Annotated in this window: 16 protein-coding genes and 1 tRNA gene; 6 read left to right on the forward strand and 11 right to left on the reverse strand. The window is 61.2% G+C overall.

The window, feature by feature from the left end:
• The first annotated feature begins 90 nt into the window (after positions 1 to 90).
• Positions 91 to 1,425, forward strand: coding sequence for an omega-aminotransferase AptA (gene aptA / locus AAHK20_RS08800; protein WP_449181079.1), 1,335 nt, complete (start codon positions 91 to 93; stop codon positions 1,423 to 1,425).
• Between the two features lie 37 nt (positions 1,426 to 1,462).
• Here aptA and AAHK20_RS08805 read toward each other — a convergent pair whose 3' ends face one another.
• From AAHK20_RS08805 to hemN, 4 genes are all read right to left on the reverse strand, one after another.
• On the reverse strand, positions 1,463 to 1,786 hold the full coding sequence (locus AAHK20_RS08805) for a rhodanese-like domain-containing protein (RefSeq protein WP_449181080.1): 324 nt from the start codon (positions 1,784 to 1,786) through the stop codon (positions 1,463 to 1,465).
• A 100-nt stretch (positions 1,787 to 1,886) separates the two neighbouring features.
• Positions 1,887 to 2,540: a protein-L-isoaspartate O-methyltransferase family protein gene (locus tag AAHK20_RS08810; protein WP_449181081.1), complete on the reverse strand. Its 654-nt coding sequence runs from the start codon at positions 2,538 to 2,540 to the stop codon at positions 1,887 to 1,889.
• Positions 2,541 to 2,755: 215 nt separating this feature from the next.
• Positions 2,756 to 3,013 carry a hypothetical protein gene (locus AAHK20_RS08815; RefSeq protein WP_449181082.1) on the reverse strand — a complete coding sequence of 86 codons (258 nt, stop codon included), beginning with the start codon at positions 3,011 to 3,013 and terminating at the stop codon, positions 2,756 to 2,758.
• A 125-nt stretch (positions 3,014 to 3,138) separates the two neighbouring features.
• Complete coding sequence (gene hemN / locus AAHK20_RS08820; protein WP_449181083.1) at positions 3,139 to 4,524, reverse strand: oxygen-independent coproporphyrinogen III oxidase; 1,386 nt, start codon at positions 4,522 to 4,524, stop codon at positions 3,139 to 3,141.
• Positions 4,525 to 4,725: 201 nt separating this feature from the next.
• Here hemN and AAHK20_RS08825 point away from each other — a divergent pair, with 201 nt between their 5' ends.
• From AAHK20_RS08825 to AAHK20_RS08835, 3 genes are all read left to right on the forward strand, one after another.
• Positions 4,726 to 5,022, forward strand: coding sequence for a YkgJ family cysteine cluster protein (locus AAHK20_RS08825; RefSeq protein WP_449181084.1), 297 nt, complete (start codon positions 4,726 to 4,728; stop codon positions 5,020 to 5,022).
• Between the two features lie 125 nt (positions 5,023 to 5,147).
• Positions 5,148 to 5,732, forward strand: coding sequence for a DUF1439 domain-containing protein (locus AAHK20_RS08830; RefSeq protein ID WP_449181085.1), 585 nt, complete (start codon positions 5,148 to 5,150; stop codon positions 5,730 to 5,732).
• Positions 5,733 to 5,828: 96 nt separating this feature from the next.
• On the forward strand, positions 5,829 to 6,662 hold the full coding sequence (locus AAHK20_RS08835) for an undecaprenyl-diphosphate phosphatase (protein ID WP_449181086.1): 834 nt from the start codon (positions 5,829 to 5,831) through the stop codon (positions 6,660 to 6,662).
• Here the strand turns inward: AAHK20_RS08835 and trmB are convergent, their stop codons facing one another.
• On the reverse strand, positions 6,663 to 7,445 hold the full coding sequence (gene trmB / locus AAHK20_RS08840; RefSeq protein WP_449181087.1) for a tRNA (guanosine(46)-N7)-methyltransferase TrmB: 783 nt from the start codon (positions 7,443 to 7,445) through the stop codon (positions 6,663 to 6,665).
• Positions 7,446 to 7,605: 160 nt separating this feature from the next.
• Positions 7,606 to 7,679 (reverse strand) — tRNA-Gly (locus AAHK20_RS08845).
• Between the two features lie 595 nt (positions 7,680 to 8,274).
• Here AAHK20_RS08845 and AAHK20_RS08850 point away from each other — a divergent pair.
• Positions 8,275 to 8,973: a hypothetical protein gene (locus AAHK20_RS08850; protein ID WP_449181088.1), complete on the forward strand. Its 699-nt coding sequence runs from the start codon at positions 8,275 to 8,277 to the stop codon at positions 8,971 to 8,973.
• A gap of 766 nt (positions 8,974 to 9,739) precedes the next feature.
• Here AAHK20_RS08850 and AAHK20_RS08855 read toward each other — a convergent pair.
• The 3 genes from AAHK20_RS08855 to AAHK20_RS08865 form a co-directional block, all read right to left on the reverse strand.
• Positions 9,740 to 9,949 (reverse strand): hypothetical protein, encoded by a 210-nt coding sequence (locus tag AAHK20_RS08855; protein ID WP_449181089.1) that lies wholly within the window; start codon positions 9,947 to 9,949, stop codon positions 9,740 to 9,742.
• An 80-nt stretch (positions 9,950 to 10,029) separates the two neighbouring features.
• On the reverse strand, positions 10,030 to 10,626 hold the full coding sequence (locus tag AAHK20_RS08860) for a hypothetical protein (RefSeq protein ID WP_449181090.1): 597 nt from the start codon (positions 10,624 to 10,626) through the stop codon (positions 10,030 to 10,032).
• 215 nt (positions 10,627 to 10,841) lie between these two features.
• Entirely contained in the window at positions 10,842 to 11,351 is a 510-nt protein-coding gene (locus AAHK20_RS08865) for a hypothetical protein (RefSeq protein WP_449181091.1), read from the reverse strand.
• 186 nt (positions 11,352 to 11,537) lie between these two features.
• On the opposite strand from AAHK20_RS08865, the gene AAHK20_RS08870 reads away from it, so the two are divergent.
• Entirely contained in the window at positions 11,538 to 14,426 is a 2,889-nt protein-coding gene (locus tag AAHK20_RS08870; RefSeq protein WP_449181092.1) for a tetratricopeptide repeat protein, read from the forward strand.
• Here AAHK20_RS08870 and AAHK20_RS08875 read toward each other — a convergent pair.
• Together AAHK20_RS08875 and AAHK20_RS08880 are read right to left on the reverse strand one after the other, a co-directional pair.
• Complete coding sequence (locus tag AAHK20_RS08875; protein WP_449181093.1) at positions 14,386 to 14,949, reverse strand: YggT family protein; 564 nt, start codon at positions 14,947 to 14,949, stop codon at positions 14,386 to 14,388. The genes AAHK20_RS08870 and AAHK20_RS08875 overlap by 41 nt on opposite strands.
• Before the next feature lie 118 nt (positions 14,950 to 15,067).
• Positions 15,068 to 15,388, reverse strand: coding sequence for an EthD family reductase (locus tag AAHK20_RS08880; protein WP_449181094.1), 321 nt, complete (start codon positions 15,386 to 15,388; stop codon positions 15,068 to 15,070).
• Between the last annotated feature and the right edge of the window lie 4 nt (positions 15,389 to 15,392).

Here is a 15,392-nt window from a genome sequence, read left to right on the forward strand (position 1 = left end):
ATAGCTTTAGCGGTGCACGCGTGCCGCGCGGTTGTGCATAGGCACATCGGTGCCTAGACTTGTAACCCGGCTGGCCAATAGGAGCGACATATGAATCAGCGTGAAGCGAACAGCGGTTCGCTCGATCTCTCAGCGTTCTGGATGCCTTTCACGGCGAACCGTCAGTTCAAGAGCGCGCCGCGGCTGCTGTCGGCGGCGAAGGGGATGTACTACACGTCCTACGACGGCCGCCGCATTCTCGACGGCACCGCCGGCCTCTGGTGCGTGAACGCGGGCCATTGCCGCGACGAGATCGTCGCGGCCGTTCGGGAGCAGGCGGAGGAAATGGACTTCGCGCCGACCTTCCAGATGGGCCACCCGAAGGCGTTCGAGGCCGCGACGAAGATCGCGAAACACACGCCGGGCGACCTCAAGCACATTTTCTTCACGAACTCGGGATCGGAGGCGGTCGATACGGCGTTGAAGATCGCGCTCGCGTATCACCGTGCGCGCGGCGAAGGGCAGCGCACGCGCTTCATCGGACGCGAGCGCGGCTATCACGGCGTTGGTTTCGGCGGCATCTCCGTCGGTGGCATCGCGCCGAATCGCAAGGCGTATTCGGGCGGCTTGCTGCCGTCGGTCGATCACCTGCCGCACACGCTGAACATCAAGGAGGCAGCGTTTTCGAAAGGGCAGCCGGCGTGGGGCGCGCATCTCGCAGACGAATTGGAACGCCTAGTCACGCTGCACGACGCATCGACGATCGCGGCTGTCATCGTCGAGCCGGTCGCGGGCTCGACGGGTGTGCTGATTCCGCCGCACGGCTATTTGCAGCGCCTGCGCGAGATCTGCGACAAGCACGGCATCCTCTTGATCTTCGATGAAGTCATCACCGGCTGGGGGCGGCTCGGCGCACCGTTTGCCGCGCAGTACTTCAACGTGACGCCGGACTTGCTGACGATGGCGAAAGGCACGAACAACGCCGCCGCGCCGCTTGGCGCCGTGGCGGCGAGCCACGCGGTTCACGACACGATCGTCAACGGCGCGCCCGCCGGCATCGAGCTCTTTCATGGTTACACGTATTCGGGCCATCCGATTGCGACCGCGGCGGCCTGCGCGACGATCGATCTCTATGAACGCGAGCAGTTGTTCGAGCGCGCCGCGCGGATGTCGCCGGTCTTCGAGACCGCGATCCACAAGCTGCGCGGCGAGCCGAACGTGATCGACGTGCGCAATCTGGGTCTCGTGGGCGGCGTCGAATTGAAGTCGCGCGATGGCGCGCCGGGCGCGCGGGCCTACGACGTGTTCGTCAAATGCTTCGAGAAAGGCGTGCTGACGCGCTATACGGGGGACATCCTGGCGTTTTCGCCACCGCTGATCGTCGACGAGCAGCAGATCGACGAAATCTTCACGACCGTCGCGCAGGTATTGAGGGAGACGGATTAGCGCCCCCGGAGCAGGGGCGCTTGGGTATCAATGCGGATCAGTATGTCGGCACGGACGGATCGACGAGCTTGGACCAGGCGTCGATCCCGCCTTGCAGATTGAAGATCTGCTTGAAGCCGCGCCCTTCGAGGAACATGCCGACGTTCGCACTGCGCGCGCCGTGATGGCATACGCAGACGATTTGCGCTTCGTCGTCGAGCTCTTCGCTGCGTGCCGGGATCTCGCGCATCGGAATGAACACGCTTCCCGCAATCTTCGCCGTTTCGATTTCCCACGGTTCACGCACGTCGAGCAGCACGGGCGCGGGGCGCGAAGTATCGGCAAGCCATTCGGCGAGGGCGGGGGCGGTCAGGTTTTGCATTTCGGGCTCGGTGAAATCGAAGGACGCGGGTTGGCGTGCGGAGGTTTGCGCGCCACGAAGCGACATCGGCCGCGAGCGCGGCCGATGAGGGGTGTGACGATCAGAACTTGAAGCGCGGCGGCTGGACCGCGTTCACGAGCGGCTCGACATAGGTTTCGAACACGTCTGCCACGCGGAATTGCTTGTCGTCGATGCGCGTGATGATCTGCGTCTTCATCACCGGCGCCGTGCCGACGAATGCGGCAAGCCGGCCGCCGACTTTCAATTGCTCGAGGAGATCCTGCGGCAGCACCGGCAGGCCGCCCGACACGCAGATCACGTCGTACGGGCCGGCGGCGGCCCAGCCGCGCGAGCCGTCGCCGAGCGCGACTTCCGCATTCGTCACTCCATTGGCCGCGAGGTTTTGCTTCGCGAGTTCGGCGAGTTCCGGATCGATTTCGACCGTCAGCACGTGCTGGCCGCGGTGCGCAAGCAGCGCCGCCATATAGCCCGAGCCGGCGCCGACTTCCAGAATGGTTTCATGCTTCTTCACCGCCAGTTCCTGCAGAACTCGCGCGTCGACGCGCGGCGCCAGCATGTGCTGGCCGCGCGGCAGCGGCACTTCGAGGTCGGCGAAGGCGATGTCGCGGTAAGCGGCGGGGACGAAATTCTCACGTTTGACGATCGAGAGCAGACTCAGCACGTCCTGGTCCAGCACGTCCCAGGGGCGAATTTGCTGCTCGATCATGTTGAAACGGGCTTGTTCGATGTTCATGGCGCGATGTACTGGCGGGTTGGGTGTTCCGAACGGAACCAGACGGTCTGGGCCATCTGGTCCGGACCGTATGACCCAGACCAGATGGCCTAGACCGTCTGGCCCAGAGTAACTGCGGGATTGTACCAAACCGGCTATGGATCGGTCCCCCTACCGCGCACGGCGAGGCGGTGCGCGGTGGCGCGGAGTGGCGTATCGGTGGCGCGAGGGCGCGCTCAACTGCGGCTTTTCTTGATCTGTTCCTCGAACGCGACGTCGAGCTTGCTGGCCTTGCGCGGCTTGGCCGGCGACTGGGAGTCGACGAACGCGACAAATTCATCGAGGGGCAGTGGGTCGCAGAGTTTCTTACTGGCGCCGCCGGTCTTGTCGACGAGATAGAAGAGCCCGCCCGGCATGCTCACAGCTGCGTAGAGTGCGTTGGCGCTGCGGGTCTTGAGCCGCTCGACCGCATAGATGGCCTTGGTGCCGCGCATGATGTTGCCTGTTCGATCCGGGAAAAGACGCTTACTTTACCAACAACGCTGTCTTTCCGGGATCGATGGGTTGGGTCCCCGAGCGAGCGGCGGCGCCCGCTCGAGGCGTGTTTGTCGCACGCAGCTTAGATGGTCCGCGAAAAGCGCTTCATCGACTGCTGACCGAGATACCTGTCGAACACCATCGCGATGTTGCGCACGAGCATCCGGCCAGGCGGCAGGACTTCGAGCTTTTGGCTGCCGAGCGCAATGAGGCCGTCCGCCTCGAAGGCGACGAGGCGCTCGAGTTCGGGCGCGAACGCCTGCGCGAAGCGGATGCCGTAAACAACTTCGATTTCGTCGTAGCGCAACTCCAGATTGCACATCAGTTGCGTGATGATGTCGCGCCGCATGCGGTCGTCGGCGGTGAGGCGCACGCCGCGCTTGATGGCGAGCTCGCCGGCGTCGATCGCTGCCGCGTAGCCGGGAAGGTCCTTCGCGTTTTGTACGTAGACGTCGCCGACCTTGCCGATCGACGACGCGCCGATGCCGATCAAGTCGCAATCGGCATGCGTGCTGTAGCCCTGAAAATTCCGATGCAGCGTGCGCTTGGCTTGCGCGAGCGCGAGCTCGTCGGTGGGGAGGGCGAAGTGATCCATGCCGATGTAGACATAGCCCGCGCTCGTCAGCCGTTCAATCACGTGGCGCAGGATCGCGAGCCGCTCGGCAGGCGAGGGCATCGCCGACGCATCCATTTGGCGCTGCATCTTGAAGAGCTGCGGCATGTGCGCGTAGCCGAAGACCGAGAGGCGGTCCGGGGCGAGCTTGAGCATCTTGTCGAGCGTGCGGCTGAAGCTGTCGACGGTTTGATGTGGCAGCCCGTAGATCAGGTCGACGCTGATCGATTTGAAGCCCGACGCGCGCGCGGCGCGCATGACGTCGGCGGTCATCTCGAACGGCTGGATGCGGTTGACCGCGGCCTGCACGACGGGATCGAAATCCTGCACGCCGAGGCTCAGGCGATTGAAGCCGAGCGTGCGCAGATGGACGATCGTCTTCGGGTTCGCTTCACGCGGATCGACTTCAATCGAATATTCGGCATCGATGTCCGGCACGAGCACGAAGTGTTCGCGCGCGGCGGCCATCAGCTCGGTCAATTGGTCATCGGACAAAAACGTGGGCGTGCCGCCGCCCAGATGCAACTGCGTGACGGGCCGGGTGACGTCGAAGCGCGACGCCTGCAACGCCAGCTCGCGCTTCATGCGCTCGAGGTAGGGCAGCGAGCGGGCGCGGTTCTTCGTGACCACCTTGTTGCAGCCGCAGTAGAAGCAGACGGTGTCGCAGAACGGGATGTGAAAGTACAGCGACAACTCGCTCGCGGACGCGCCGGCGTCGCTCGCGGCGCGGAGGTAGTCGGCGGTGTCGAAATCGTCGCGGAACTGGAGGGCGGTGGGATAAGACGTGTACCGTGGGCCGTTCGCGCTGTATTTGGCAAGCAGGTCAGGATGAAACAGGGAATCGACGGAATCCATGGGCAGCCTTCGTTAGCGGGACCTCGGTCAGTTTAAGCGTGTGCCGTCTCGGAGCCTTGTGTAATAGCGCCGCATGCGACAAAACGCGCTATGCAGGCACAATACGGGCTCCGTGCGGTTTAGCTGCGTTGCTTGCCGCACGTATTCGTCGCATGAATTCGCTGTCGTCGCTGTTGTAATACCCCAGGACCCGATTTAGCCGTGAATGCCGTTGCCGCTCCCGTCGTGACCGATCACGCGTGCCGTCCCGATTGCGGCGCGTGTTGCATCGCGCCCTCGATCACGAGCCCGATCCCCGGTATGCCCGACGGCAAACCCGCAGGCGTGCGCTGTGCGCAGCTCGGCGACGATCATCGCTGCGCGATTTTCGGGCGCCCCGAGCGTCCCGCCTGCTGCTCCGGCTTGCAGCCGCAGGCCGAGATGTGCGGCACGTCGCGCGCGCATGCCATCGCCTGGCTCACGCAGCTCGAAGCCGCGACTCGGCCCGCCGCCCGTTAATCGAAGGATCGAAGGTAAAACGAACGAAGCCCGCGAACCGCCGCGCAAGAACTTTGCGCGGGCCAGCGTGCCCAAGCGATCCAAAACAACGAAGCATCGAAGCATTCAAGAGCAGGAGGTTTTGCATGACTCAAGCGAGAGCGTCCACGCGGCGGCGGTTTCTGGTAGCGGCGATTGCGGCGGCGAGCATCGGCGTGTCACTCGGCGCTTGCGCCACCGCGACGTTTCCGTTCATCCCGGATCACTACACGTTCTCGAGGGATCAGGTGCAGGAAGCCGTGCAGCGCAAGTTTCCGTTCCAGCGCACGGTCTCCCAGGTGTTCAACGTTACGCTCGCCAATCCCGTCGTCGGCCTCTTGCCGGACACGAATCGCGTGAGCGTGCGGCTCGACGCGCACTTCGCGAGCCCGTTCCTGCAGCAGCCGGTGGACGCCACCTTCACGCTGTCGAGCCAGCTCGCCTACGACGGCGCGAGCCGCTCGGTTGTGCTCAAGGAGCCGACCGTCGACAACGTCAGCGTGGACGGCCAGTCCCGTGCCTACGCGCAGCAGATCAGCGCGGCGGCCGGGCTGCTCGCGACGCAGCTGCTCACCAACTATCCGGTCTACACCTTCAAGCCCGAGCAGCTTCAATTTGCCGGCGTGAACTACGAACCCGGTACAATCACGATCCTTACAAACGGCATACGCGTGCAGATCCTCGAAAAGTGAGGCGCGCGCGGCCGTGGGGCCGCGCGTGACCCGGGCCCTTTCCCGTTCGTTCCGCTATGCCGCCGGAGAGCGGCAACATCCGCAAAAGGGCCATCGATGGATTGGATATTGATCTGCAAGGCGGTGATCCTCGGCATCGTCGAGGGATTGACCGAGTTTCTGCCCGTGTCGAGCACCGGCCATTTGATCGTCGTCGGCAGCTTGCTCAATTTCACCGACGAAGGCTCGAAAACCTTCCACGTCGTCATCCAGTTCGGCGCGATCCTCGCGGTGTGCTGGGAGTACCGGCGGCGCATCGGCGAAGTGATCGCCGGCCTCGCGACGCAAACCGCCGCGCGGCGCTTCACGCTCAATGTCGTCATCGCGACCATTCCCGCCGTCGTGCTGGGGCTCATGTTCGAAAAGTCGATCAAGGCCGTGCTCTACGCGCCGGTTCCGGTGGCGCTCGCGCTCGTGGTGGGCGGCGTCGTCATCCTGTGGGCGGAGTCGCGCCAGCGCGAACGCGGCGATGTACCGCCCCGCGTTCAGTCGATCGATGCGTTGACGCCGCTCGATGCGCTGAAAGTCGGCTGCGCGCAATGCTGTGCGCTGATTCCCGGCATGTCGCGCTCGGGGTCGACGATCATCGGCGGGATGCTCTTCGGGCTCGACCGGCGTGTGGCCACCGAGTTTTCGTTTTTTCTCGCGATCCCGATCATCGTCGGCGCGACGCTCTACGAGATCGTGAAAACCTGGCACGCGACGCCGGTCCAGATGCTCGATCTGTTCACGATCGGCATGGCGGCCGCGTTCGTGAGCGCGTTCATCTGCGTGCGCTGGCTGCTGCGCTACATCGCGACGCACGATTTCACCGTGTTCGCGTGGTATCGGATCGGCTTCGGGTTGCTGGTCCTGATTGTCGGCTATGGCGGCGGGCTGAACTGGAGCTGATTATGCGGCGCGGCGCTTGAACACGAGATCCCAGACGCCGTGCCCGAGACGCAGGCCGCGTCGCTCGAACTTCGTCACCGGACGATAGCCGGGGCGCGGCGCGTAGGCGTCGGCGGTGTTCGCGAGCGCGGGCTCGGCGCTCAGCACTTCAAGCATTTGCTCGGCGTAGTTTTGCCAATCGGTTGCGCAGTGCAGATACGCGCCGGGCTTCAAGCGCGAGACCAGCAGCGCGACGAACTTCGGCTGAATCAGCCGGCGCTTGTGATGGCGCGCCTTGTGCCACGGATCGGGGAAGAAGATGTGCACGCCGTCGAGGCTTTCCGGCGCGATCATCTGCTCGAGCACCTCGACCGCATCGTGCTGGACGATGCGGATGTTCGATACGTTCTGTTCGCCCATCAGCTTCAATAGCGCGCCGACGCCCGGTTCGTGGACTTCCACGCCGATGAAGTCGTCGCCGGGACGCTGCGCGGCGATTTCAGCGGTCGTCGCGCCCATGCCGAAACCGATCTCCAGGATGTGCGGCGCCGTACGGCCGAAGGCGGCGTTCCAGTCGAACGCGGTGGCTGCGTAGGGGACCACGAAGCGCGGACCGAGTTCGTCCATCGCGCGGCGCTGGCCGGTCGAGACGCGGCCGGCGCGCGTGACGAAGCTGCGGATGCGGCGCAGATGTAGCGAATTCTCGGGCGTACCGGTATCGCCGTCGATGGGAGTGGACGCGTCGGCGTCGCCGGCTGCGCCGGGTTCGCGCGGAAGACCGTCTTCGTTCGGATCGTGAATCATCGGTGACTGCTTTGAGTACTGAGGAGGAGCGGCGCGGCGGTTCGCGCGGCGAAAGCGTTACGTGCCGTTAGGCTTCAGTGGCGATGCGGCGGCTCGTGCCGCCGCGGATGCTAAAAAGCCGCCTTCGACGAGGCGGCTTCTACGCATCACATGCCAAATTTGGAGCGGGCGATGGGAATCGAACCCACGGCTCTAGCTTGGGAAGCTAGGGTATTACCATTATACGACGCCCGCAGAGCCCATGATTGTACAGTGATTCTGGGAGCTTGGACAGGGGCGTCGCTTGAACGTTGGCGTGCAAAGTGGATCCACATCCTGGTGTCCTTAGTGGCATCGGCGTATTCCGTCGAAAAGATTGCGTTGAGAATGACCGTGCGGTACAGCGTGCTCTGCAGGCGAATCTTGTATTTCGTCTCATTTTCTGATCTGATTTCTCAAAAAACGAGCTTCTATGGGCGACGTTCAAACCGAGATTGATTCGCTCTTGTAACTTTCGTTAATTTTGTATTTTCCTTTGGTTGAATAAAAAATGCCTAAAAAAGACCGTGTCGAGTGGCCAACGGACGTGGCGGCAGCAATTTTGACGAAATGCCATCATAGATGCTGTATCTGTCCAGAGCATCGAAGGGTAGCTAATATTCATCACATCGACGAGGATTGCTCGAATAGTATTGAATCAAACGGAGTCGGTCTGTGCGGAGAGTGCCATCCAGATGTACATACAACGTCTTCGATGCGTCGAAGCATAACTCCAGCTCAAATTAGGCTCTACAAGAATCAATGGGAGGAGAAATGCTCAAGTTTGTCAGTTTACTTGGCGAACCGCGCGATGGATTTTTCGGAAAGCTACTATATCAATGTCCACAGGCTTGATTCGCTTTATAGCAGGGTGATGGGGGAGTCCCTTTTTTCAGAAATTCCGCATCAGCCATTGGCGAAAGACGGGGCATACAACACTCTCTGGAATAACTCTGCGAATTCGCTGACTTGGGTGCAACTCGCGGAAAATAGGTCTTATTTCGAAGCCTGTGCTCGTAACGTTTTGCCATCAATTGTGGCAATCGATCTAAATTTGATAGAGGTTGGCGCGGTCCGCGCCAAGGATAAGAACGGTGCCATAGTGGCATTTTCATGTCAGTTTCGCGGACACGACATACCAGAAGAGTCGGAACTGATTGAAGCGCTAGGGAGTATCGATGGTCCGCCACCCACTATGAGGCGGGAAATTCGTGACGACGATAATCAAGAGATTTTTGAAACTTGCATGATGTTGGATATGCAATATATGTACGCGTCGTCTGCATTCATTCACTTCTCCGAAGATGGATACTGGTGTGGCTTGGCGCGGGTAGTAAGCGTGCGAGAAGGTGTGGGGTCAAATGATGGGATATACAGTCGTACCCAACTTGTGCTCTCTCCGATTTGCATAGGTATTCCCTTGGGCTATGACTATGTAAGTCGAATTCCTAGCGAATCCATCGATCCTGATGAGCAGTATGTAGTATTGCCGTTATCGATGGCCGATTAAAAGTGTTTGAAGGCTAAGACTCACCGGAATCTAATGCCGTTATCGGACAGTGGCGAAGTGGTGACATCGCTATCAGTCACGTGGCCTTAAGAAGAACGAAGCTTGGCAATTGCTCGTCCGAATTAGCCTGATCGCTCGATACGCCAATAAGATCCAATACCTCAGGTGTCAAATTCGAATCGGTACCTGCTTCACGCAAATAGCTCGCTAGGATACTGCTAGTAAGCGATGCGAGAGGCTCGTTTCTTACGACATTCCCCGATACACTTTTCGAGATTGCCGTGGATCCTAAATGAAGCTCAAATAGCGATTGCTCGAATGTCCGTAGACAACAGCAAAGTGATTTATCCAAAAATCCGTTGAATTTTCGGAGGCGTGGCACCAAAGTACTCGACAATTTTCCATGCCGTGTCGTAGGGAAGCCCTCCGGCTGCAATGTATCTGCTGAAGCGTAGAACATATCAACTGACCCCGAGGTCGTTCGATGAAACACGCTAAATGCTCCGATGGATGGCACGAGCGCAGTTCGCAAATGATCGGGAGGCGGGGTAAAAACGCGAGTAGGGACGAGATTGAGACGCGCAGAAAGCAAATCCCATTGCTCATAATTCCCGTCAAATTGCGTTTATTGACAATGCAAGCCTTCAGATGGACAACATAAATTTCCGTGGACGCCGCTTGATAGCTTTGCCTGAAGCAACATGAGCCTGACTTGTGCGCACCCATTAGTGGAGTAAGTAACTATAAGCAAGTCGCATAATTCGGATCACGCCCGAGGGCGAAGCCAAGGCTGTGTGGTGTCGAAATAAACCTGACGCCTTGCGCCGTGATATTCCTCAACGTGGAACTTTGGCTTTAGTGCTCCAAACGCGTCCTTGAGTGCTCGGAATTGAGCAATTTCTCCAAAGGATGCCGTCGGGGATCGTTTGAGAAATTCATCTTGCAGGTCTGCAGCGAACTGCATGGCAGTGTTCATTTTCGATCTCCGCCCTCGCATTTTCCAGACAATACTCATCAAAATAACCATCCAACGCCTTGTCGTCGATCACAAGTTTCCTACCTCCTGACATGGGCATTAGAATTGTTATTTTCGGCACCCAGCGAGATGCTCAGCGCGTTCATCAGCCGCAAGTACTGTCGTCGTACTTCCGTTTTCTCTACGACATTTCCAGTAGAAAACCTCTGAGACCACACCGGATTCCACGTATATGTGCAATGGCTGGTCCGATCTCCATCATAGCCTTGGATGTGGGAGCGGATCTTGGCATCTACGCCAGCCCCCGTGAACGTTTCGAATAGCGCATGAATAAACGTTTGGTATGCGCTGTAAATGTCTTCATCAAACAGGTGACGATAGATGTTGAATGTTCTATCCAGCTCGCGCTTGATCTTAATAACATCTTCCGGTGAAATGTCCTTCCAGTGACCTACCCATGTGTAAAAGCATAGAAGCTGGTTGAGTAACGGTGCTACAGTATCGTAAATGACTAACCTTTTCTCAATTAACTTTTGATTTGACCATTGAGCGAGTTCCAGCCGCTTAAGGCGACGGCTCACAAACCAACCAAAGGCGGCGACGGATAAGGGCGTCAAAAACCCGACAATAAGTTTGGCAATTTCCAACGAATTCCACGGGCCATTCGGAGGTTGCATTGAAAACTCTTAAGGAAAAGATGCAAGTCGAGACAAGTCAATCGACAGCATAGCCATCAACGTATCATCCGGTCCGAGCAGTAAAGCGTCCGTTCTCGACGCTTTACTGCGATTCGTCCCCGCCAGGACGCCTTCAGGTTGCAAGCGCCCTCGGATACTGATCTCCGAGTATTAAGTCCCATCCGAGGATGGGCGGCGAAAATGGAACATTCGTTCTACTGTCTAGTGTGAAGCACGCGGAGAAAATCGATCTCTGCCTTTCGGTGCTGCCACCCCACTAGGGTTCCGCACGGGAACAATTCGAGACTCGGGTCAATCGGAATATAGTGTGGAAACGCATATTTAGGCCCGTGCTTGTTTTCGTCGTTGGTCATAATGACCGTTTTATCCCGTTCGAGAAAAAAATCAAAAAACTCATCCGATGACATTGGCTCAACGCGCGCGAAATACAGGGCCTCCGCGGTTTGAGATCGATCATGCATGTGTCCTCTTTGCAGTTGTCGAGGAGGACGCTTGAACCCGTGTTCGGCAAATACACTTAACGCAGCCGGTGTAATGCCAACGACACGCCAAGACCAAGGACGCGAGCCCATGAGCCCGGTGAGCATCCTCGTTGCGTCGCTTTTACCAAAAGCGTCGGGGCAGGTTTGAATCGCGTTGAACTGCGCCACATAGATGGAATGCAGTGCTTCGCGTAGCTTTTTGTCTTCGTAGATAGTACGCATCTCAGCTCTATGACTAGCGCTCTATAGCGTGATATCGGCCGAGTATGCCCGAACATGAACTCAAGTGGAAAGGCGCACCCCGAGGCCTGGGCTCATTGTGCGTAGGCCCTCCCTCAAGTTTCCCCACGCCAGGCCGTAAACAGATCGATAGCAGGTAGGCCGCACCGGCTGCCCATCGATCGACCCATGAAGACGAACAAGAACATCATCAAGCGCGCGGCCGCAGCGCTCGCCCTGTTGTCCGCCCAAGCGGTGCCGGCCGCAAACGCCCTACGTTTCGACTCGCCACAGCCATCGCTCGACGCCGCGCTCGCGCGCCTTCCCTACAGCGATCCCACCACGCCCTGCGCGCTCGGTGGCAGTTACCCGGCCTGGGGGGCGTCGCTGATCGCGAAGCCGGCCCAGCGGCGCGCCGAATGCGCTAAGGAGGCGCTCGACGGCAATCTCGACGCGCGCCTGCTCTACGGCTCGATGCGGCTATCCGGCTTCGGCGCTCGCCCCGATCTGGACGGCGGCATGGCCGTGATCGAAGGCGTGGCAGTCGACGGCTTGTCGGCGGCCCAATATCTGATGGGCTCGATCTATCGCGCCGGCCGGCCGCTGCCGAAGAACGATGCGGCCGCGCGCGCATGGCTCGCTCGCGCCTCCGACAACGGCAGCGGCTTTGCGGCCGACATGCTCGGCGTGATGATGATCTCGGGCGAAGGCGCGGGCGTCGACTACGCGTCGGCCTTCGAGCAGTTCGCGCGCGCCGCCGAGCACGGCGACCCGCACGGCGCGACCAACGCTGGCCGCATGATGTACGCGGGCCTCGGCATGCCGCGCGACATCAACGGCGCGGTCGCGTGGTGGGGGCGCGCCGCCGCGGGCGGCGACGCCGATGGTGAATACGCGCTAGGCATCGCGTACCTGCAAGGCCTTGGCGTGCCGCGCGACGCGGACAAGGCCGCCGCTTGGCTTCGCGATGCCGCGTCGAAGCATCTCCCGGCCGCGCAGGCGGCGCTGGCCGACCTCTATTCGAGCGGAACCGGCGTGCCGCGCGACGACCGCCGTGCTTACGCGCTCTTTTCCGCTGCGGCGGCACAGTCGCTGCCTTACGCGCAGCGCCGTATCGGCGACCTGTATGCGCTGGGGCGAGGCGTGAAGCGCGACGATGCCATCGCGCGCCGGTGGTACCAGAAGGCGGCGCTGGAAGGCGATGCCTATGCGCAATATTCGCTCGCGCTTGTCTATCGCGACGGCCGTGGCGGCCCGGTCGATTACGAAGCAGCGATTGGCTGGATGCGCGGCGCCGCCGATGCGGGCGTCGCTGCGGCGCAGAACGATCTTGGCGCGATGCTGCAGCACGGCCAGGGCGAACCGCAGAACGTCGTCGAAGCGAAGACGTGGTACGAAAAAGCGGCAGCGCAAGGGCAGGGGATGGCGTCCTTCAATCTCGCCTCGCTCGCCTATGCCGGCAACGGCATGGCGAAGGATCGCGCTGCGGCGCTGCGGTGGGCGCGTGAAGGCGGCGAGCGCGGCAACCCGCTGGCGGCGCGCCTCGCGGGCGTGATGCTGCTCAACGGCGACGGCGTGCCCGCCGACAAGGCTCAAGGCATGGCGTTGTTGCGCAAGGCGGCCGATCTCGGCAACGAGGAGGCGGCCTGCGACCTCGCAGGGCAGTATCTGTACGGCGTGGGTGTGACGCACGATGAAACGCTCGGGGAAACCTATCTGACGCATGCGGCCAACGCGGGCAATGCCCGCGGACAGCTGATGCTGGGGTGGTATCTGCTGAACCGCAAGCCCAAGGCTGAAAAAAGCGGCGTGGCGCGCGAATGGCTCATCAAGGCGGCCGATCAGAAATTCGGTCCGGCGTATTCGGCGCTCGGCGGCTCGTATTGGGCGGGCACCGGTGGCCAGCTCGATCGCGCCGCCGCCGTGAAATGGTTCACCGAAGGCGCGAAGTCGAACGACGTGGCGTCGCAGCGCGCGCTCTGCGTCGCGTACTGGACAGGGGTGGGTGTTGCGCGAAACGTCAGTACCGCGAAGTATTGGTGCGACGCCGCGGCGCGCCGTGGCGACGTGCTGTCGATGGAAATGCTCGCGCAAGACCCGCCGAGGGACGAAGCGGGCGACGCGGCGCGTGCGTATTGGCTTTGGAGTCTCGCGAATAGCGGCAACGCGAAGTATCAGTCGATGCTCGGCGACGCCTACGACGCGGGGTTCGGCGTCAACGTCGATCTCGACGCGGCGACGTATTGGTTTCGCCGCGCCGCCGACCAAGGCAACGTCTCGGCGCAGACATCGCTCGCGTGGCATCTGCTGACGGGAATCGGCGGCGAGCGCGACGATACCGCCGCTTATCGATGGGCCGCTCGCGCGGCTGCGCAGGGCAGTGCGGACGGCGAGCAAATGGTCGGCGACGCGTATCTGTTCGGGCGCGGCGTCGCCCGCGATCCGCGCGCGGCCAAGACGTGGTTCGAGAAAGCGGCTGACAGCGGCTCCGCGGACGGTGCGTCAAGTCTCGCGCGGCTCTACGAGGCAGGCGTCGCGGTGCCCGCCGACGACGCCAAAGCGCTGTCTTGGCATACGCTCGCCGCGGCGCTCGGGTCCAATTCGTCCGATATCGCGCTGGCGCTCCGGGCGCTCGCGAAGGGCAACACCGCGCAACTCACACGCAAGCAGTCGCATTGGCTGCCGACGGCTCAGCCAAACACGGCCGCAAAGGCAACGATGAATTGGCGCGAGGCCGCGGGCAATGCTTGGGACGCGCTCTCGTCGCTCGACATCGCGTTGATGGGCGATCCGCTGCGGCAGTATGAAATCGGCGTGCGCTTCTGGAATGGCGAGGGCGTCACGCAGGATCGAGCGCTTGGGCTTGCGTGGCTCGAAACGGCGCAACGCGGTTTCAGCCGCGAAGCCGGCGGCAAGGCGTACGCGGAGTCGACGCAAATCATCCTGCAGCGCATCGCCCCGCTCTTGAGCAAGGATCAAACGGACCGGGCGCGCAGCCTGACGGAGCACCTCGCGGATACGCTGCCGCCGCCCGAAATCAAATCCCGAACAACGTCAACGACACCGCCGCGCGCGTGACGATCATCAACAGGATTTGCACGATCACGAACAGCAGGATCGGCGAGAGATCGATGCCGCCTAGCTGCGGCACGAAGCGCCGCAGCGGATTCAGAAACGGCGCGGTCAGCTGATAGAGGATCGGCATCGCGGGCGAGCGCGGATTCAGCCACGACAAGAGCGCCATCAGGATCGTGAGCCAGATGATGAGGTTCAGCGCCCACTTGACGAGCGTCAGCAACGCAACGATCAACAGCACGGGCACGAGGCCGAACGGGTCGACGCCCGCGATCGTCACCATCAATCCCACATAGACGATCGACGCGAGCAGCGCGGCGACGACGCTCGCCCAATCGATCCCCTGTTTGCCATGGAACACATGCCGCAGCGGCAGCACGAGCCAGTTGGTCACCTGATAGATCGCGTTCGACACGGGGTTGTACGGCGGCATGCGCACCGCCTGCATCCAGGCGCGCAACAGCAGCGCGGCGCCGAACAGCGTGAAGATGGTATTGAGCAGAAAGCGGGCGATATCGCCGAACATCTCAGGTCCTTTGCTTCTTGAGTTTTAAATGACGCGGCGCGGATCGACGAGGGATGCGCCGCGTTGGCGGTCAAGCGCGCGCGTGCCGAATGACGAGCACACCGACGCGATGCCCACGCTAAGCCGAGATCTTGACCTCGCTGATCTGGATCGTGCCGTTGCCGCCGTCCGTGTAGTTCGGGATGTCGCCGAGCAGTTCGTCGGACGCGGGGATGAACACGTCATAGAACGCTTCCACCGAATCGAACAGGAAATGGCCCGCGGCGACGTAAGGCGGCGGCGACCCTGGAGGGCCGCCATTGATGCCGACGTCCACCGACCAGCCCCGCAACCCCGCGCCGAAGCGCTGCACCGCGAGCGGCATGTGCGTGCGGCAATAGTAGTCCACGTCGAATCGGCCGTTTTCCCGGTACGGATAGAGGATGCTGACCTTGATCATTTTT

The sequence above is a fragment of the Trinickia camelliae genome, assembly GCF_053525655.1.